The organism is Methanocaldococcus bathoardescens (genome assembly GCF_000739065.1).
In the GTDB taxonomy this organism is placed as follows: Archaea; AGJL01; Methanococci; order Methanococcales; family Methanocaldococcaceae; genus Methanocaldococcus; species Methanocaldococcus bathoardescens.
Window position 1 is genome coordinate 615,964 of record NZ_CP009149.1, and the last position, 17,180, is coordinate 633,143.

Annotated in this window: 16 protein-coding genes; 12 read left to right on the forward strand and 4 right to left on the reverse strand. The window is 30.6% G+C overall.

Going from position 1 to position 17,180, the window contains the following annotated elements:
* Window positions 1–87: 87 nt before the first annotated feature.
* From oadA to eif5A, 3 genes are all read left to right on the forward strand, one after another.
* Complete coding sequence (oadA, locus tag JH146_RS03115) at window positions 88–1,791, forward strand: sodium-extruding oxaloacetate decarboxylase subunit alpha (protein ID WP_048201647.1); 1,704 nt, start codon at window positions 88–90, stop codon at window positions 1,789–1,791.
* A 66-nt stretch (window positions 1,792–1,857) separates the two neighbouring features.
* Complete coding sequence (locus JH146_RS03120; protein ID WP_048201648.1) at window positions 1,858–3,363, forward strand: acetyl-CoA carboxylase biotin carboxylase subunit; 1,506 nt, start codon at window positions 1,858–1,860, stop codon at window positions 3,361–3,363.
* Window positions 3,364–3,452: 89 nt separating this feature from the next.
* Window positions 3,453–3,851: a translation initiation factor IF-5A gene (eif5A, locus tag JH146_RS03125; RefSeq protein ID WP_048201649.1), complete on the forward strand. Its 399-nt coding sequence runs from the start codon at window positions 3,453–3,455 to the stop codon at window positions 3,849–3,851.
* Window positions 3,852–3,867: 16 nt separating this feature from the next.
* Here eif5A and JH146_RS03130 read toward each other — a convergent pair whose 3' ends face one another.
* From JH146_RS03130 to JH146_RS03140, 3 genes are read right to left on the reverse strand one after another with little or no spacing between them, the layout of a single operon-like run.
* Entirely contained in the window at window positions 3,868–4,590 is a 723-nt protein-coding gene (locus JH146_RS03130) for an anaerobic ribonucleoside-triphosphate reductase activating protein (RefSeq protein WP_048201650.1), read from the reverse strand.
* A gap of 60 nt (window positions 4,591–4,650) precedes the next feature.
* The gene (locus JH146_RS03135; RefSeq protein ID WP_048201651.1) at window positions 4,651–7,053 is read right to left on the reverse strand and encodes a plasma-membrane proton-efflux P-type ATPase; all 2,403 of its coding nucleotides are present in this window, start codon (window positions 7,051–7,053) and stop codon (window positions 4,651–4,653) included.
* Window positions 7,054–7,112: 59 nt separating this feature from the next.
* Complete coding sequence (locus JH146_RS03140) at window positions 7,113–7,952, reverse strand: CBS domain-containing protein (protein ID WP_048202602.1); 840 nt, start codon at window positions 7,950–7,952, stop codon at window positions 7,113–7,115.
* A gap of 121 nt (window positions 7,953–8,073) precedes the next feature.
* Between JH146_RS03140 and JH146_RS03145 the strand changes: the two genes are divergently transcribed.
* Genes JH146_RS03145 through JH146_RS03155 form a run of 4 tightly spaced genes read left to right on the forward strand, consistent with a single transcriptional unit; the run spans window position 8,074 to window position 9,626 of the window.
* Entirely contained in the window at window positions 8,074–8,472 is a 399-nt protein-coding gene (locus JH146_RS03145; protein ID WP_048201652.1) for a DUF61 family protein, read from the forward strand.
* Window positions 8,473–8,484: 12 nt separating this feature from the next.
* The gene (locus JH146_RS08695) at window positions 8,485–8,655 is read left to right on the forward strand and encodes a hypothetical protein (protein WP_173400807.1); all 171 of its coding nucleotides are present in this window, start codon (window positions 8,485–8,487) and stop codon (window positions 8,653–8,655) included.
* Between the two features lie 4 nt (window positions 8,656–8,659).
* Entirely contained in the window at window positions 8,660–8,938 is a 279-nt protein-coding gene (locus JH146_RS03150; RefSeq protein ID WP_048201653.1) for a hypothetical protein, read from the forward strand.
* Window positions 8,913–9,626: a glycosyltransferase family 2 protein gene (locus tag JH146_RS03155; protein WP_236953682.1), complete on the forward strand. Its 714-nt coding sequence runs from the start codon at window positions 8,913–8,915 to the stop codon at window positions 9,624–9,626. Before JH146_RS03150 ends, JH146_RS03155 begins: the two co-directional genes overlap by 26 nt.
* Before the next feature lie 18 nt (window positions 9,627–9,644).
* Here JH146_RS03155 and JH146_RS03160 read toward each other — a convergent pair whose 3' ends face one another.
* Window positions 9,645–10,526 carry a TIGR00341 family protein gene (locus JH146_RS03160; RefSeq protein WP_048201654.1) on the reverse strand — a complete coding sequence of 294 codons (882 nt, stop codon included), beginning with the start codon at window positions 10,524–10,526 and terminating at the stop codon, window positions 9,645–9,647.
* 121 nt (window positions 10,527–10,647) lie between these two features.
* Here JH146_RS03160 and JH146_RS03165 point away from each other — a divergent pair, with 121 nt between their 5' ends.
* The 5 genes from JH146_RS03165 to JH146_RS03185 all read left to right on the forward strand — a co-directional run bounded on the left by JH146_RS03165 (window position 10,648) and on the right by JH146_RS03185 (window position 17,179).
* Window positions 10,648–12,471, forward strand: a complete 1,824-nt coding sequence (locus JH146_RS03165) for a pentapeptide repeat-containing protein (protein ID WP_048201655.1) — start codon at window positions 10,648–10,650, stop codon at window positions 12,469–12,471.
* Between the two features lie 12 nt (window positions 12,472–12,483).
* Window positions 12,484–13,086 (forward strand): CDP-diacylglycerol--serine O-phosphatidyltransferase, encoded by a 603-nt coding sequence (gene pssA, locus JH146_RS03170; RefSeq protein WP_048201656.1) that lies wholly within the window; start codon window positions 12,484–12,486, stop codon window positions 13,084–13,086.
* A gap of 93 nt (window positions 13,087–13,179) precedes the next feature.
* A complete protein-coding gene (locus tag JH146_RS03175) occupies window positions 13,180–13,722 on the forward strand; it encodes a protein kinase domain-containing protein (protein ID WP_335328906.1) in 543 nt (180 codons plus the stop codon).
* 27 nt (window positions 13,723–13,749) lie between these two features.
* Window positions 13,750–14,517, forward strand: coding sequence for a proteasome assembly chaperone family protein (locus JH146_RS03180; RefSeq protein ID WP_048201658.1), 768 nt, complete (start codon window positions 13,750–13,752; stop codon window positions 14,515–14,517).
* Window positions 14,518–14,581: 64 nt separating this feature from the next.
* Complete coding sequence (locus JH146_RS03185) at window positions 14,582–17,179, forward strand: site-specific DNA-methyltransferase (RefSeq protein ID WP_048201659.1); 2,598 nt, start codon at window positions 14,582–14,584, stop codon at window positions 17,177–17,179.
* Window position 17,180: the final 1 nt, after the last annotated feature.

Sequence of the window (17,180 nt, forward strand, 5' to 3'; positions counted from 1 at the left end):
ATAAGCTAATCAAATAACGGAACTGCACTGCCGTTTTATTTGGCGGTGCCTTTTTTAAATCAAAATAAATATTTGTGAGGGATAGCTATGGTTAAGATTGTAGATACTACTTTTAGAGATGCTCAACAGTCATTGATAGCTACAAGAATGAGAACTGAAGATATGCTACCAATTGCGGAAAAAATGGATGAAGTTGGTTTCTATTCTATGGAAGTTTGGGGTGGAGCTACTTTTGATGCATGTATAAGATATTTGAATGAAGACCCTTGGGAAAGGTTGAGAGCTTTAAAAAAGAGGATTCAAAACACTCCACTACAGATGCTTTTAAGGGGGCAGAACTTAGTTGGTTATAGGCATTATCCAGATGACATAGTTGAAAAGTTTGTTATAAAAGCTCATGAGAATGGGATTGATATCTTTAGGATTTTTGATGCTTTAAACGATGTAAGAAATATGGAAACTGCAATAAAAACAGCTAAAAAGGTTGGAGCTGAAGTGCAAGGAGCTATAAGTTATACAATAAGCCCTGTCCATACAATTGACCAATATGTAGAGTTAGCAAAAAAGTTGGAAGAGATAGGATGTGATTCAATATATATTAAAGATATGGCTGGGCTTTTAACACCTTATGAGGGATATGAATTAGTTAAAAGATTAAAAGAAGAAGTTTCAGTTCCAATTGGTGTTCATAGCCACTGTACAAGTGGTTTAGCACCAATGACATATTTAAAGGTTATAGAAGCTGGAGCTGACATGGTAGATTGTGCTATCTCACCATTTGCTATGGGAACATCACAACCACCAACAGAAAGTATAGTTGTTGCATTAAAAGGAACTAAATACGATACAGGATTAGATTTGAAGCTTTTGAATGAGATTAGAGATTACTTCATGAAAGTTAGAGAGAAATATAAGATGCTATTCTCTCCAATATCCCAAATTGTCGATGCAAGAGTTTTGGTATATCAAGTTCCTGGAGGTATGTTGACAAACTTAGTTTCACAGCTTAAAGAACAAGGAGCTTTGGATAAATTAGAAGAAGTCTTGCAAGAAATTCCAAGAGTAAGAAAAGATTTAGGATATCCACCATTAGTTACACCAACATCCCAAATTGTTGGAACTCAGGCTGTTTTAAACGTTTTAACTGAGGAAAGATACAAGATTATAACAAACGAAGTAGTTAATTACGTAAAGGGCTTTTATGGAAAGCCACCTGCCCCAATAAACCCAGAGTTGTTGAAGAGAGTTTTAGATGAAGGAGAGAAGCCAATTACCTGCAGACCTGCTGATTTATTAGAACCAGAGTGGGAGAAGGTTAAGAAAGAAGCAGAAGAAAAGGGAATTGTTAAGAAGGAAGAGGATATATTAACTTATGCCTTATATCCACAAATAGCTGTTAAGTTCTTAAGAGGAGAGTTAAAAGCTGAGCCAATACCAAAAGAGAAAGACATAGGAAAGATTTTAGAGATTCCAACAGAATATATTGTAGAAGTTGATGGAGAGAAGTTTGAAGTTAAGATAGAACCAAAGATTGGAACAGAGTTAAAGAGAAAGAAAGAGATTGTAACTGCAGAAATGGAGGGAGCTGTTACTTCACCATTTAGAGGAATGGTAACCAAGATTAAGGTTAAAGAAGGAGATAAAGTTAAGAAAGGAGATGTGATTGTTGTATTAGAAGCGATGAAGATGGAGCACCCAATAGAAAGCCCTGTTGAAGGAACAGTTGAGAAGATATTAATTGATGAAGGAGATGCTGTGAATGTCGGAGATGTAATTATGATTATTAAATAAAATTAAACCAAAACTTTTTTGTTTTTTAGATTTTATTATACAATTAAACCCATTTTTGGTGAAAACATGTTCAACAAAGTGTTGATTGCAAATAGGGGAGAAATAGCGATTAGAATTATAAGAGCATGTTGGGAGTTGGGGATTAAAACAGTTGCAGTTTATTCTGAGGCAGATAAAAGGTCTCTACATGTCACTTTAGCTGATGAAGCTTACTGTATAGGTCCAGCTCCAGCGGCGAAGAGTTATCTAAATATTGATGCTATTCTAAATGTTGCCGAGAAAGCTAAGGTCGATGCTATCCATCCAGGTTATGGATTTTTAGCTGAAAATGCTGAATTTGCAAGAGCTGTTAAAAAAGCAGGTTTTGAATTTATAGGGCCAAATCCTAATGCTATAGAAGCAATGGGAAGCAAAATTAACGCTAAAAAAATTATGAGAAAGGCGGGAGTTCCTTTAATTCCTGGTAGTGAGGGGGCAGTTGAAGATGTTGATGAAGCAATGGAAATAGCTGAAGCTATCGGCTTCCCTGTGGTTGTTAAGGCTTCTGCTGGCGGTGGAGGAATGGGGATGAGTGTCGCTTATAGTAAAGAAGAGTTAAAAGAAGTTATAGAGTCGGCAAGAAATATTGCAAAGAGTGCATTTGGTGACCCAACAGTGTTTATTGAGAAATATTTAGAAAATCCAAGACATATTGAGATACAGCTATTGGGGGATAAACATGGAAATATTATCCATTTAGGAGATAGGGAGTGTTCTATTCAAAGAAGACATCAAAAGTTGATTGAAGAAGCTCCATCTCCAATAATGACTGAAGAGTTAAGAGAAAGAATGGGAGAAGCGGCTATTAAAGCAGGGAAAGCAATAAATTATGACAGTGCAGGAACTGTTGAGTTCTTGTATGAGAATGGTAATTTCTACTTCTTAGAGATGAACACAAGAATTCAGGTTGAACACACAGTTACCGAGCAGGTTACTGGAATAGACCTTGTAAAGGCGATGATTAAAATAGCCGCTGGAGAAGAGCTAAGCATAAAGCAGGAGGATGTAAAGATTAAAGGGCATGCAATTGAATGTAGAATTAATGCAGAAGACCCATTAAATGACTTTGTTCCATGTCCTGGAAAGATAAAGCTATATAGGTCTCCAGGAGGGCCAGGGGTTAGAATAGATAGTGGTGTTTGTGGAGGAGCTGAGATTCCTCCATATTATGATTCAATGATTGCAAAACTCATTACCTATGGTAATAGTAGGGAAGAAGCAATAGCAAGGATGAAGAGGGCTTTAAGAGAATATGTTATTGTAGGTGTAACAACAAATATCCCATTCCACAGGGCTGTTTTAGAGGAAGAGAACTTTTTAAAAGGAAATACCTCAACCCATTATGTTGAGCAAAATATGCATAAATTAAGAGAAAAAATGGTTAAATACACATTAGAAACAAGGGATTTATACAGTGTTGTATCAGAGAAGGTATTTGAAAAGAACAAAAAGATAGCTGCCGTTGTTGGTGGTTTAACAATGTATATCTCCCAAATTATGAAAGAAAATGAGAAAAATAAAAAGAAGCAGTAAAATCTTCTATAACAGTAATATTTATATAACATGAGGCAATAGTTATTAAAAGCTTCCCTTTTGATGAAATTGAATAAAAGGTGATAATAATGCCAGGAACTAAGCAAGTTAACGTTGGTTCATTAAAAGTTGGTCAGTATGTTATGATTGATGGAGTTCCATGTGAGATTGTAGATATCAGCGTTTCAAAGCCAGGAAAACACGGAGGAGCTAAAGCAAGAGTCGTAGGAATTGGAATATTTGAAAAAATTAAGAAGGAGTTTGTTGCACCAACATCAAGTAAGGTAGAAGTTCCAATAATTGACAGAAGAAAAGGACAAGTATTAGCTTTAATGGGAGACATGGTTCAAATTATGGACTTACAAACTTATGAAACATTAGAATTACCAATTCCAGAAGACATTGAAGGATTAGAGCCAGGAGGAGAAGTTGAATACATTGAAGCTGTTGGACAGTACAAAATAACAAGAGTAATTGGCGGAAAATAAATCTTTAAATTTTAAATTAAATTTCAAAAACACCATTTACAGTCCTTATAATAACATTGTTAATATATTTCTTTGCTATTTTTCCCAATTTTATTAATTCTTCTTCTTTAGGAGGCATTATTTTTCTAAATTCTTCATCATAAGCGTCTTTTGGCTCAAACTGTTGAATTGCATATAAATCACAATCTTTAACTGTTTTTGCTATCTCTTCAATATCCTCCTCGTTCATAATTTTTGGAACATAAGTTGTTCTACACTCAACAAAAACATTATTATTTTTGCACAAATTAATTATTTTTAGTATTTTCTTTTTAATTTCTTCCCCATCTTCTTCACACTTTGTAAATTCTCTATATTTATCAAATTTACATTTTACATCAACTGCCACATAGTCAATTAACTTATTTTTTACAAGTTCTTCAATAACTTCTGGATTTGTGCCGTTTGTGTCTATTTTAACTGGAAAACCTTTTTCTTTTGCATATCTTGCTATCTCTATTATAGCATCTTTTTGTAAAGTTGGTTCTCCTCCACTTATAACAATAGCATCAGCAAAGAAAAAATCAATATTATTAAAAAGCTCTTCAACTGTCATTTCCTTCTTATGCTCTAAAATGTGTTTTAAATTGTGGCAGTAAGGACATTTCATATTACAATCATATAAAAATATGACAGCAGAGCATTTTTTTGGATAATCAATTGTTGAAAAATCTACTATTCCTGAAACAAGAACTTTCATTTTATCACCCAAAATCTTTATTAAATGAACATAAAAATTTATTTAAAATCAAGAAATTGGTTAATCAATTTTTATTCTTTTTAGTAAAATCATTTTAATCTCATCATTAATTAACATCCATATATGTGCATAAAGCCACATAAATAAAGCTAAATTCCATCCAATTGGTGCCATGAATATTCCCTCAGCGGCTACAATAGTCCCTATTATATTTGTTCCTATAACACCCCAAAACAATAATTTACTTGGATAAGGTTTCTTCCACAACCTATCTCTAATCCTTGTAACAAATATAGTTGCATGTCCTGCCAATATCAACTTTAAAAATACAAAACTCTGCAACTCTGCAAGTGTTAAATGGAAGAAAACATCAGATATATAGAATATTAAGAAGGAACTTACAACCCCAATAAGTCCCAATATTGTTGATATAGTTAAAATTTCCTTCATTTTCCATTTTACAGGATATCTTGGCTCAATAACATTGTCATAAGCAATTGCCAATATTGGGATATCATTTAAGATTGCCAAAAGCACTATCATCAAAGCAGTTATTGGATAAATTCCCAAGATTAATATGCATAGTTCAACAAAAAATAAGATTCTTATGGTTTCTGTTATTCTATAAATAACATAGCTTTCCATCCTTTGAAATATTCTTCTTGCCTCTTGAATGGCATCAACAATAACAGAAATTCCTGGAGATAATAAGACAATATCAGCAGCAGCTCTTGCAGCATCAGTTGCATTAGAAACAGCAATTCCACAATCAGCTTTTTTTAATGCTGGAGCGTCATTAACCCCATCCCCGGTCATAGCAACCATATGCCCTTTTTTCTGTAATGAATCAACAATCTTATACTTATGCTCTGGAAATACCTCAGCAAATCCATCTGCTTCTTCAATAATATCATTAAATTTCTCCTTTTTAACCTCTCCCCTTTTCAATTTTTTTAATAATTCACTAATGGATATAATTTTGTCTCCAATTCCAAGCATCTTTGCTATATTCTTTGCTATTGCTACATGGTCCCCTGTAACCATCTTTATTTTAACTCCAAGTTCTTTAATTTTTTTAATTGCCAATGGAGCATCTTCTCTCGGTGGGTCGTATAGTGGGATTACTCCAGCAAAGTGCCATTTGTTATTTTTATAGACAGCTACTCCTAAAGCTCTATAACCATTTTCAGCAAGCTTATCAACTATTTTATTCACTTTCTCTTTAAGTTTCTCATCTGCATTGCATAAATCTAATATAACCTGAGGAGCTCCTTTTGAAACTTTAAAGGTCTCTCCATTCGTTACCTCTGCCTCTGTCCTTTTAATAACTGGGTCAAATGGGATAAACTTCTTTATTTTATATCTTTTTATTTTCTCTATCAACCCTAACTTTTTTGCCTCATTTAAAATTGCCATATCAATTGCATCTGCATCTTCCTCTCTTGAAGCAAGGGCTGCAAATAAAATAACATCCTCCTTACTAAAATTATTTAAAGCAACTATTTCCCCACATACAAGTTGATTTTTTGTTAAAGTTCCAGTTTTATCTGAACAAAGAATATCAACTCCTGCCAATTCCTCAATAGAAACGAGTTTTTTAACTACTGCATCTTTTTTTGCCAAATTTAAAGCACCGACTGCCATTGTTATTGATAAAACCGCAGGCATGGCTGCTGGAATTGCAGAAACAGCTAAAACTAAAGCAAATTGAATTGTCTCTATTAAACTTGCCCCTCTCAATAATTCAACAACAACCATTATTGCTATTAAAATAACAGCTAAAATTATTAAATAATTTCCTATTTTAATAATCATTTTTTGATATGAGCTAACTCCCTCTGCTTTTTCAACCAATTTCACTGTTTTTCCAAAATAGGTATTTAATCCAGTATCTTTAACAATTCCAGTCATCTCTCCTTTTTTAACAATAGAGCCAGAGTAAACAATATCTCCAACTTTTTTCTCTACTGGCAAACTCTCTCCTGTTAAAGCAGATTCATCTACAGCCAAATAATCTCCATCAACTAATATTATATCAGCAGGAACTATATCTCCAATCCTTATTCTAACAACATCACCTGGCACTAACTCTCTCGCCAAAATTGTTTTCCACTTTCCATCCCTCAAAACTCTCGCATTTAAAGCCATTTTTTGTTTTAAAAATTCTATAATATTCTCTGCTTTATGTTCTTCCCAAAAACCAACAATACCATTAACAATTAATAAAATTAAAATTATGGCAAAATCTGCCCAATGTCTAATTATTGCAGATAAAATAGCGGCTATCTCAATCATCCAAGCAATTGGATTCCAAAAATACGACAGGAATTTAATAATTGGATGGATTTTCTTTTCTGGGATTTCGTTATAACCATAAATTTTTAATCTTTCTTTTGCTTCTTCTGTTGATAATCCAGTTTTTAAAGAAGTTCCAAATTCCTCTTCAATTTTTTTAATGTCCATAAATACCCCCATATGAGTGAAAATAAACCAATTAAAAAAATAAAAAAATAAGGTTATAATTATTTAGCAAAGTATTTTAAAACATCCTTCTCTGTAATAATTCCTTTTATTCTCAAATTCTCACCAACTACAGGTAAAGCCCCAATATCATTAGTTACCATTATTTCAGCTACTTCTTTTAATTTATCTCCTTCTTTTGCGGTTAAAACATCTCTCTTCATAATCTCTTCCATTCTAACGTTTGTTATCTCTCTAACATTTCCTGTTTGCATGTGGTTAAAAGCCCAATCACTACCTAAAAGTTTTATAAAGTCGGTTGAAGTTATAATTCCCACTAATCTCTCTTCACTAACAACTGGTAATCTTCTAAACCCATTTCTAACCATAGTTCTCGCGACATCCTTCAACCTCTCTCCTGGTGTGGCTACAATAACATCTCTTGTTATATAATCATCAATTGTCTCATTTTCATCTATTTTATCTAATAAAGCTCTTATCACATCTCTCTCTGTAATTAATGAAATTAATTGGTTGTCATCATTAACTATTGGAGCCCCACCAACATTCTTTGTTAAGAATGTTTCTATCGCTTCATCAATATCGGCATTTTCTTTGAGAGTTATGACATTCTCTTCCATTATCTCTCTAACTGGCTCATTTATTGCAGCTAAGAAATTTCTTTCATGCTTCTCTCTAATTAAGTTGTATTTTGAACCCCCACCCATGAAATCTACAATATCCATACTTGTAATTATACCAACAACTTTATTATTTCCAGGATTTACAACCGGCAATCTTCTATATCTATTTTCATTCATTGTCATTAACGCTTTTCTTATTGTAGTTGTTGGATAGACAGTTACAACCTCTTTATTTTGGGCAATTTTCATCACTCTCACAAACATCCCTCACAACAATTTTAAATTCAAGAATTTAAATTTAAATTAAAATTTAATTTATAACATTATACATAATATTATTATCCTCATATGCCTATAAAATAATTACGTTGTGATTATTATGAAAGATGTAGAAAAGATTATAAAAGGAATAATAAAAGATATGAATCCAAGGTTTAAGAAGAAAACTTTAAAAGAACTGTTAAGTGAAGAGAGACCACATATAATAATTAATGGTAAGAGACATAGAATAAAGAGAAGGGAACTTGAATTTTTAAAAGAAATAGCAAGTGAGGATTTAAAAATCCCAATTGTTTTGGAAGTAGATTCTTCTTTAGGAGGAGCAATAAAAGTTAGTGGAAAAGAAGAGGTTAAAGTTATCTCAAAAATATTAGGTAGAGAGATAGATATTTTTTCAGAAAAGGATGTAATGTATATATACAAGCCAGAACTAAAAATTGTTAGAAGGGAGTTACCAACAACAACACAACTTATATTTAAATTATCTTTATTTGACTAAAAAGTGATAACTATGAAAAGAAAAAAATACTATGGAAAAGACCCAATAAAAAAGCTTTTAAACGACCCTGAAAAGAGAGAGAAAATTTTTAAATTTTTATTTATCCTAAATATATGGGTCTGGTTAGCAGTGTTCATTGGGGCAGTGATATTTATAATTTTAATGATAAAATATTATTGGTGATAAAATGAACACATTAGTTTGGTTGTTTGCAATTATTGCTCTAAGCTTTTCAGCATTGGTAGGTTTAAGATTATCTTTTAAGAAAGGAACATCTAATGTTTTAATTGGAGAATCTTTGCTAACTGTTGTTATTGGGACTTTAATAGTTGTTATCTCCCAAAAATACAACATAGCGTTTGCTAATACTATTGCTTTAGCCATATTTATATGTGGTGTGGTTGGGGCATTTGCCTTCTGTAAGGTAATAGGTGGAAGCAATGAAAAAGCAAAACAACCAAATTAATAAGGATGAGATATTTATTGTCATTCCTGCATTTAATGAAGAAAAGATAATTGGGGAAACCTTAAGGAATTTAAAAAAAGAAGGCTATAAAAATATAATTGTTGTTGATGATGGTTCAATAGACAAAACTTCAGAGATAGCTAAAAAAGAAGATGTTATAGTTTGTAGGCATATATTAAATAGAGGATTAGGAGGGGCTTTAGGGACTGGGATTAAATGTGCTTTGCAGTATAAGCCAAAAATTATTATAACCTTTGATGCTGATGGACAACATCATCCTAAGGATGTAGAAAAAGTTGTTAAACCAATATTATTTGATGGCTATGATATGGTTGTTGGTAGTAGAATGATGGATAAAAATGAGCTAAAAAATATGCCTTTAGTTAAAAGGATAGGGAATTTTGGATTAAATTTTATAACTTATTTGATGGGAGGCTATTTTGTAACTGACAGCCAAAGTGGATTGAGAGCTTTCTCTTACGAAGCGGCTAAGAAAATAATAGATGATTTGAAAAGCGATAGATATGAGGTTTCTTCAGAATTCATAATTTTAGCCAAGAAACATAAATTAAAGTTAAAAGAAGTCCCAATAAAGACAATTTATACTGAATATTCAATGAGTAGAGGAACTAACGTTATAACTGGGTTCAAGATATTGTTTAAGTTGATTATGCAGAAGATTTTTTAAAATAAATTTTAAATTTATTTAATGTTTTACCTTTTGATTCACTTTTCCTATTTTGTATTTTAATCCAATGTATCCACCAATATCTAACAACACTATGTTTATAATCAACAGAATGAGGGTTATATAAATTAGATTCATTTCCATTGTTGCTAAAGCCATTCCCATTAATAAAGCAGGGATTAATATTGAAACATCTATTGTAACCCCAATTATTTCATATTCTTTTCCACTTGCAATACTTATTCCCCCTGAAATACCAGCAATAATTGCCACTATTGCACTCAATATTATTGATGTCTCTGAGAGGTATTCTAAAACCAAATCCTTTGAGACAAAGAACAAACTTGGAATAAATGCACATAATATAACAACCACTGCACAGATAAGCTCTTTTTTCATTCCATCAATAAATAGCTCTTTATCACCTAAAACTGTCCCTATTGCACTACCCATAACAGTATCTACTAAAGGTGCTATAATCATCGCCCCAATTAATGTAGGGATGTTATGCTCTATCAACCCAATAACTCCCATTATACTTGCCAATACAACTTTGATTAGGACATTTTTTGTTATTTTCACCATTGTTTTTGCTTTATAATATAGCTCTAAAGGAGATAATGTTGTTGATGCCATTCCTTCTTCTCTACATGAGAATGTAATATTTGCTGGCATTATTGTTACACTTCCATGTCCTTTTTCCCCTAAACCCAATTTTTTTAACTCTAAAACAATTTTTTCTGCATCTCTTGCCTTTGCATTGCAGGTTATAATAATTCCATCTTCAATTGATGTTTTTAATGGCTCAATTATGGATATTGAGTAAGCATTATTCTTTTTTAAGATTTCTTCAACAGTGTTTAGGAATTTTTTGGGGATTATAATTTTCATGTATCTCATACTTCCACCAATCTATGAGAAAATTAATATATAACAATGAAATAACATTATCAAAAAATTAAAGGCAAATAGGATTATGTTTTATAATGGATATAAATATTCCTAAATTTAGGTGGAGGTTGTGGAAGAACGTAAAATCAAAGTTAAGGTTATTGATAAAGAGACGGGGGAGGTTATTGGAGATTTTTATGAAATGTTTATTGAATGTTTGAAGAAGGGGAAGGATTTTAGATTAGAAAATTGTATTGTTGATGGATATGTCGATATTCGAGAAATTTATAATAGGATTAAAAATGATAATGGGTTAAAAGGACTATTAGAAATATCTGAAAAATTAATTGGAAAAAAACTTGTTGATACCGAGGTTAATAAATGTGTCTATGTTACTATCCCAATTAGTATCACTATTTTAAATGCTGAATTTAGAGGAATATTGTCTTTTGATGGGGGAGTTAATGGAGTAATTACAAAATTTGGAAATGAAAATGTTTTCATATCTTTAATTTTTAAAAAAGAAGTTAAGTTTCTAAATACAACATTTGAGGAAAATGTTTATTTTCGTGGTATAAATTTTAAAGAAAATGTTAAATTTTTAAACTCAATATTTAAAAGAAAAGCTGATTTTAGTGATTCTATTATTGGGAGATGTACTTTTTATCTTTCAAATTTTTATGGAAATGTTGATTTTAGTGAAGTTACATTTGGGAACGATGCTTTTTTTGTTAATTCAATATTTAAATCAATAACAAAATTTGAAGAAATTAGATTTAATTTGTTAGTTTTTTCAGAATGTATTTTTGAGTATATCTCTCATTTTAAAAGTAAACAGGACAATAATGGTTTTGCAGTTTTCCATAAATCATCTTTTGGATATAAAGAAGTAATAATTGAAAACTTCCCACTGTCAAAAACATCTTTTTTAAAAACTGATGTAAGGGGCGTATTGATATTGTGTGATGTAGAAGACAAAAAAATCCTAAGTCATGAGTTATTAAACTTTAAAGAGTATCTGTTAATCAGTGATATAATAGATAAATTAAATAACATATCATTTGAGGATTATACAGAGTATGACGATATTTATACTAAAATACAAAAACTACTAGATATCGAAAATGAAAAACCTTTTGATTTTACAATAAAAGTTATAAAAATTAAAGTAAAAATACTGTTAAGACTAAAAATACAATTAAAAAAATTTATAAAAATACTGGCTACTTTTATGGTTGGTGGACTAATCTTACTGTTTTTTCTATATATATTATTAAAAATTACTAATTTAACATACTCTGTAGCCTTATTAATTGTTTCTATATACTCTATTTTATATGTCATAATTTTGTTCGTAGAAATTGCTCTAGTAATATTTTTAATTCCTTATTGGAGAATATATGAACAATATAAAAACTTAAAAATGGATATTTATGGTACAATTTATAAATATATTCATCAAAGTTTAAATTATAAATCAGTTCTTGCAGAATATAGGAATTTAAGATTATCTATGGAAAATAACAGAACATATATTGAGGCATCAGAGTTATTTAAAAAAGAAATGGATTTAATAAAAGAGAAATCAGATATTTTTGAAAAATTTGTTATTTGGCTTTATGGAACAATATCTGACTACGGAGAATCAATAACAAAACCAATATTAATCTCAATGTTTGTAATATTAGCATTTCCTTATATTACATATTTCTTAAATTGGGTATGGATGCATATTTCTAAACTTCCTTTATTAAATGGATTTTTAAATGAAAATGGTTTAGCATACGAGCAAATATTAAGAGCATTTTTCCAATTAGGAATGAATGAAGAAGTAATTAACAATAACAAAGAATTACAAACATTAGCAAGCTATGAATGGCTTATAAGGATAATCTCATTAATCCTATTAGGTAGTTTATTTATAGCAATTAAAAGAAGATTAGAAAGAAAATAAAAAGGAGGGAGTATGTTTAGCATAAGGAAGATAATAACAATCTCTGACTATGTGACAATGCTAAATATCATCACTGGGCTTTTAGCTATCTTATTAAACAGCTTTTCATTAATATATATCTCAATAATTTTTGATTCCTTAGATGGCTATGTTGCAAGAAAAACAAATACCGTTTCTGACTTTGGGGCTGAGCTTGACAGTATTTCAGATGTTGTTAGCTTTGGTGTAGCACCTGCTTATTTGCTATATAGCAACTTTGAATCAACCCTATCTTTAATAGCAGCTGTTATATTCTGCCTTTGCGGAGCTTTAAGATTGGCGAGGTTTGGAATATTGAATGTTAAGGGATTTATTGGCTTACCAATACCAGCAGGAGCTCTATTGCTTATAAGCTTCTGCCAATTAATTAACAGCAATTTAATAAATTCAATATTGGCTATATTAATAGGGCTTTTGATGATTAGTGATATAAGATATCCGAAATATCCTAAGAAAACATTTATTTGTATATTTGCCTTCTCTTTAATCTTAGCTATAATTGGAATTCCATACTTTACTTTACTATTATGCTTAATCTACGCCATTTATGGAATAGTCAAATATTATAAGAGGTGATTAACAATTAAAAAAGAAATACTTAAAAAAATACCAGAAAATATTTTAAATAAAGAGGTAATAAATAAGTTAGAGAATAAAGGAGTTAAAATTATAGATGTTTTAGGGAAAGGGCATAGGGGAGTTGTATTAAAAGGAATTTATAACAATAAAGAGGTTGCCATAAAAATCCCAAGAACAGATAGTCCAAAAAACACCATATTAAATGAGGCAAGGATTTTAAAACTCTTAGAAAAGTATGACATAGCCCCAAAGGTTTATGAATTTGAAGAAGATTATCTAATTATGGAATTTATAGATGGTGAAGAGCTGAAATCAGCCGTTGATAAATTAGATAAAGGCAGATTATTAAAAGTAGTTGAAGACATCTTAAGAATAACATTAAAACTTGACATGCTTGGAATTGAACACAAAGAAATACAAGGCGGAAGGCATTTTTTGATAACTGACAAAAAAACTTATATCATTGACTTTGATAAAGCAAAGGAAAAAAGAACTACAAGAAACTTCACTGGGGCTGTTGCTCTATTATTTGGAGAGGGAAAAATAGCAAAAACAATCAGAGAAAAATTAAATATTGGAATTGATGAAATAAAATTTATAAGAGAGTTTGCAAAAAAATATAAAAAACTCTAAAGACAATAAATTATTAGGGTGATAATTATGGTTAAAATCATTACAAGGAAAATAAAAGATATTGAACCATTAGAAAATGCCTTATTAATTGAAGGATTACCAGGAATTGGACATGTTGGAAGATTAGCTGCTGAGCATTTAGTTCATGAATTTAATGGGGAGAAGTTTTTAGAGTTGTTTTGCTATGACTTTCCACCACAAGTTTTAGTTAAGGATGATGGAACTATTGAATACATGTGTGCTGAATTCTACGCAATAAAAGAACCAAAACCAATGATTGTTGTTTTAGGAAATACTCAAGCTTTGTCACCAATTGGGCAATATCACTTAGCTGAAGAGATTGTTAAAATTGGAATACAGTATGGAGCTAACTTTGTCTATACCTTAGGTGGTTTTGGCGTAGGAAAATTATGTGAAGAAATTAAAGTTTATGGAGCTACAACATCAAAAGAGCTTGCTGAAAGACTTAAAGAGCATGGTATTTTATTCAGAACCGACGGGGGAGGGATTGTTGGAGCTGCTGGATTAATGTTAATGTTTGCTGATTTAAACGGCATTCCTGGAATTTGCTTAATGGGAGAAACTCCTGGCTATTTAATAGACCCAAATGCTGCAAAAGCAGTTTTAGAAAAGTTCTGCAAACTTGAAAATATAGAGGTAGATATGACAGAGTTAGAGAAAAGAGCTAAGGGCATGGAGCAGTTTATTGAAAAGATTAAGAAGTTTGAAGAAGAGATGCTAAAAGCTGCTCAAGCAAAACCACCAAGTGAGGAAGATTTAAGATACATTGGATAAATATAAATTATGGATTATACTATCTTCTCTTTTATACACTTTTAAACTTTAAGGAGGGAGGAGTATGGAAAATTCACAAGAAAAATTTTTTAATGTATTAAAAGATGTCTTTATTGGAGCAAAGGTTGAGGGAGAATCTGGCTACATCAATTTAATGAGAATAAAGTCAAAATATTTTGATAAGATTTTTAAAGAATTGCAAAAAGATATTAATGAAAAAACCAAAGAATTTCCAGAATTTAGAGAGGAGTTATTTAATAAGCTTTATTCATTTTTTAAAAGATATTTCAGTGAGAGTGGCTCAATATACTTTAGATGGACACCATTTAATGAAAGGATTTACGAAAGAGTTTATACTGACAATAAGGATGTGGTTATGTTTTGGAAAACACACATGCTTTATTATGTTAAAACTGACATAATATTAAAAAGCATGAATATTGAGATAGATGGTAAAAAATTCTTTTTCGATGTTTCTAAGTTAGAGCATAAGAAAGCCAATGAGAAGAGACAATTAATCTATGAATTAAAGGAAGTTAGTGAAGATGGAACAATTGTATTTAATGTCTTATACTCTGAAAAAGGAAGAAAAACAAAAATTAACGACATATTAAAACAATTGAAAAAAGCTGGCATAATCTTAGATGAAGAAATTTTAGAAAAGGCATTTAGAATATTTGAGAAGCAGAATGAGGTTGATTATTTCATCAACAAAAATGCAAAGCAGTTTTTAAAAGAACAGTTTGATTTATGGCTTTATCAGTATGTTTATTCTGATGAAACACAATTTACAGAGAAGAGAATTAAACAGTTGAAAGTTTTGAAAGACATGGCTTATAAGATCATTAATTTTATATCACAATTTGAAGATGAGTTAGTTAAGATTTGGCAAAAGCCAAAGTTTGTTTTAAATAGCAATTATGTTATTACTTTGGATAGAATTGCTGAAAAAGATGGAGGAATTGAGGTTATTGAAAAAATAGTTGAGAGATTAATAGAACAAAAAAATAGCTTTGAAAAAGATTTAGCCAATTTAAAAGAAATTAAACAGAACAAAAAATCTTATAGGGAAAGATTTGAAGAAGTTGATATAAACAACCAGTTAGTTGAATGGTATCTATTGGATTTGATTGATGAAAACTTTAATCCAAAAGAGATTTTAATTAATGGTATTGTTGAAAAGAAGGTATTAAATCCTAAGTATAAATTTTTGCCAATAGATACAAAATACTTTGATGAGGAAATTAAATTTAAAATCTTAGAGTTGTTTGATGATTTGGATAATGAATTGGATGGTTGGTTAATAAAAAGTGAAAATTATCAGGCATTAAACACCATATTGCCTAAATTTAAAGAAAAGATTCAAACAATCTATATCGACCCCCCATTCAATACTGGAAGTAATGAATTTACAATGTATATCAACAGATTCTTAGATTCTGCATGGATTACAATGATGGAAAATAGGTTAAGATTAGCTAAAGAATTTTTAAAAGAGACTGGAAGTATTTTTGTAAGGATAGATTATCATGGAAATCATTATGTTAGGTTTTTAATGGATGATATTTTTGGAAAAGAGAATTTTAGAAATGAAATATTGGTTAACAGAACTCTAAAAGCATTTGAAGGTGCAAATAGATTTATAGTAGCAAATGACTCACTTTTTTACTATTCTAAAAGCGACAAATCCCAACTTAATCCGGTGAAAAAACCACGTAGAGAACAAAAATGGATTCCCATGCACTCTCCTGGTGTAAGATGGTCAAAAGTTCCAAAACAATACCTTAAATATTATTCCCCAGATCAATTGATAGAAAAAAATGGTGAATTTTATTCACAAGGAAGGGTATTTAATGGTAAAGTTTATATGCCTCCACCAGGAAGACATTGGACTTTTACACAGGATCGATTAGACGAATATGCAAAAGAAGGCAGAATAAGAGTTAATCCAAAAACTGGAATGTTAGAATATTTAACTTCAGCAGAACAAACTGTAGACTCAAATTGGCTCGATATACCTGGTTATGTTGTTCCATCTCGGTGGGATTTTCCAACAGAAAACTCCGAACAATTATTAAAAAGAGTAATCCTATCAACCTCAAATGAAAATGATATTGTCTTAGATTTCTTCTTAGGTAGTGGGACAACAACAGCAGTAGCACATAAATTAAAAAGAAAATGGATTGGAGTTGAGATGAGTAATCATTTCTACACTGTAATTCTGCCAAGAATGAAAAAAGTTTTGGCTTATGATAAATCAGGCATCTCAAAAGATGAAGATGTTAAAGAAAACTACAACAAAGATAAAGCTGGAGGTTTCTTCAAATACTATGAGTTAGAGCAGTATGAAGATACCTTAAGAAAAGTTAAATATGTTGATGCAGAACCATTCTTTGACCCTACACAGGATATATACAACCAATATATCTTTATGAAGGATTTAAAACTCTTAGAGGCTTTGGAAATTGATTATAAAAACAACAAGGTTAAAGTTAATTTAGAAAAACTATATAAAAATATAGACATTGCTGAAACATTATCAAATCTATTAGGGAAGAGAATAAAGAAAATAACAAGGGATTTTGTAGAATTTGAGGATGGAGAGAAAGTTGATAGTAAGAATTTGGATTATAGGTTAATTAAGCCGTTAATATGGTGGTAAA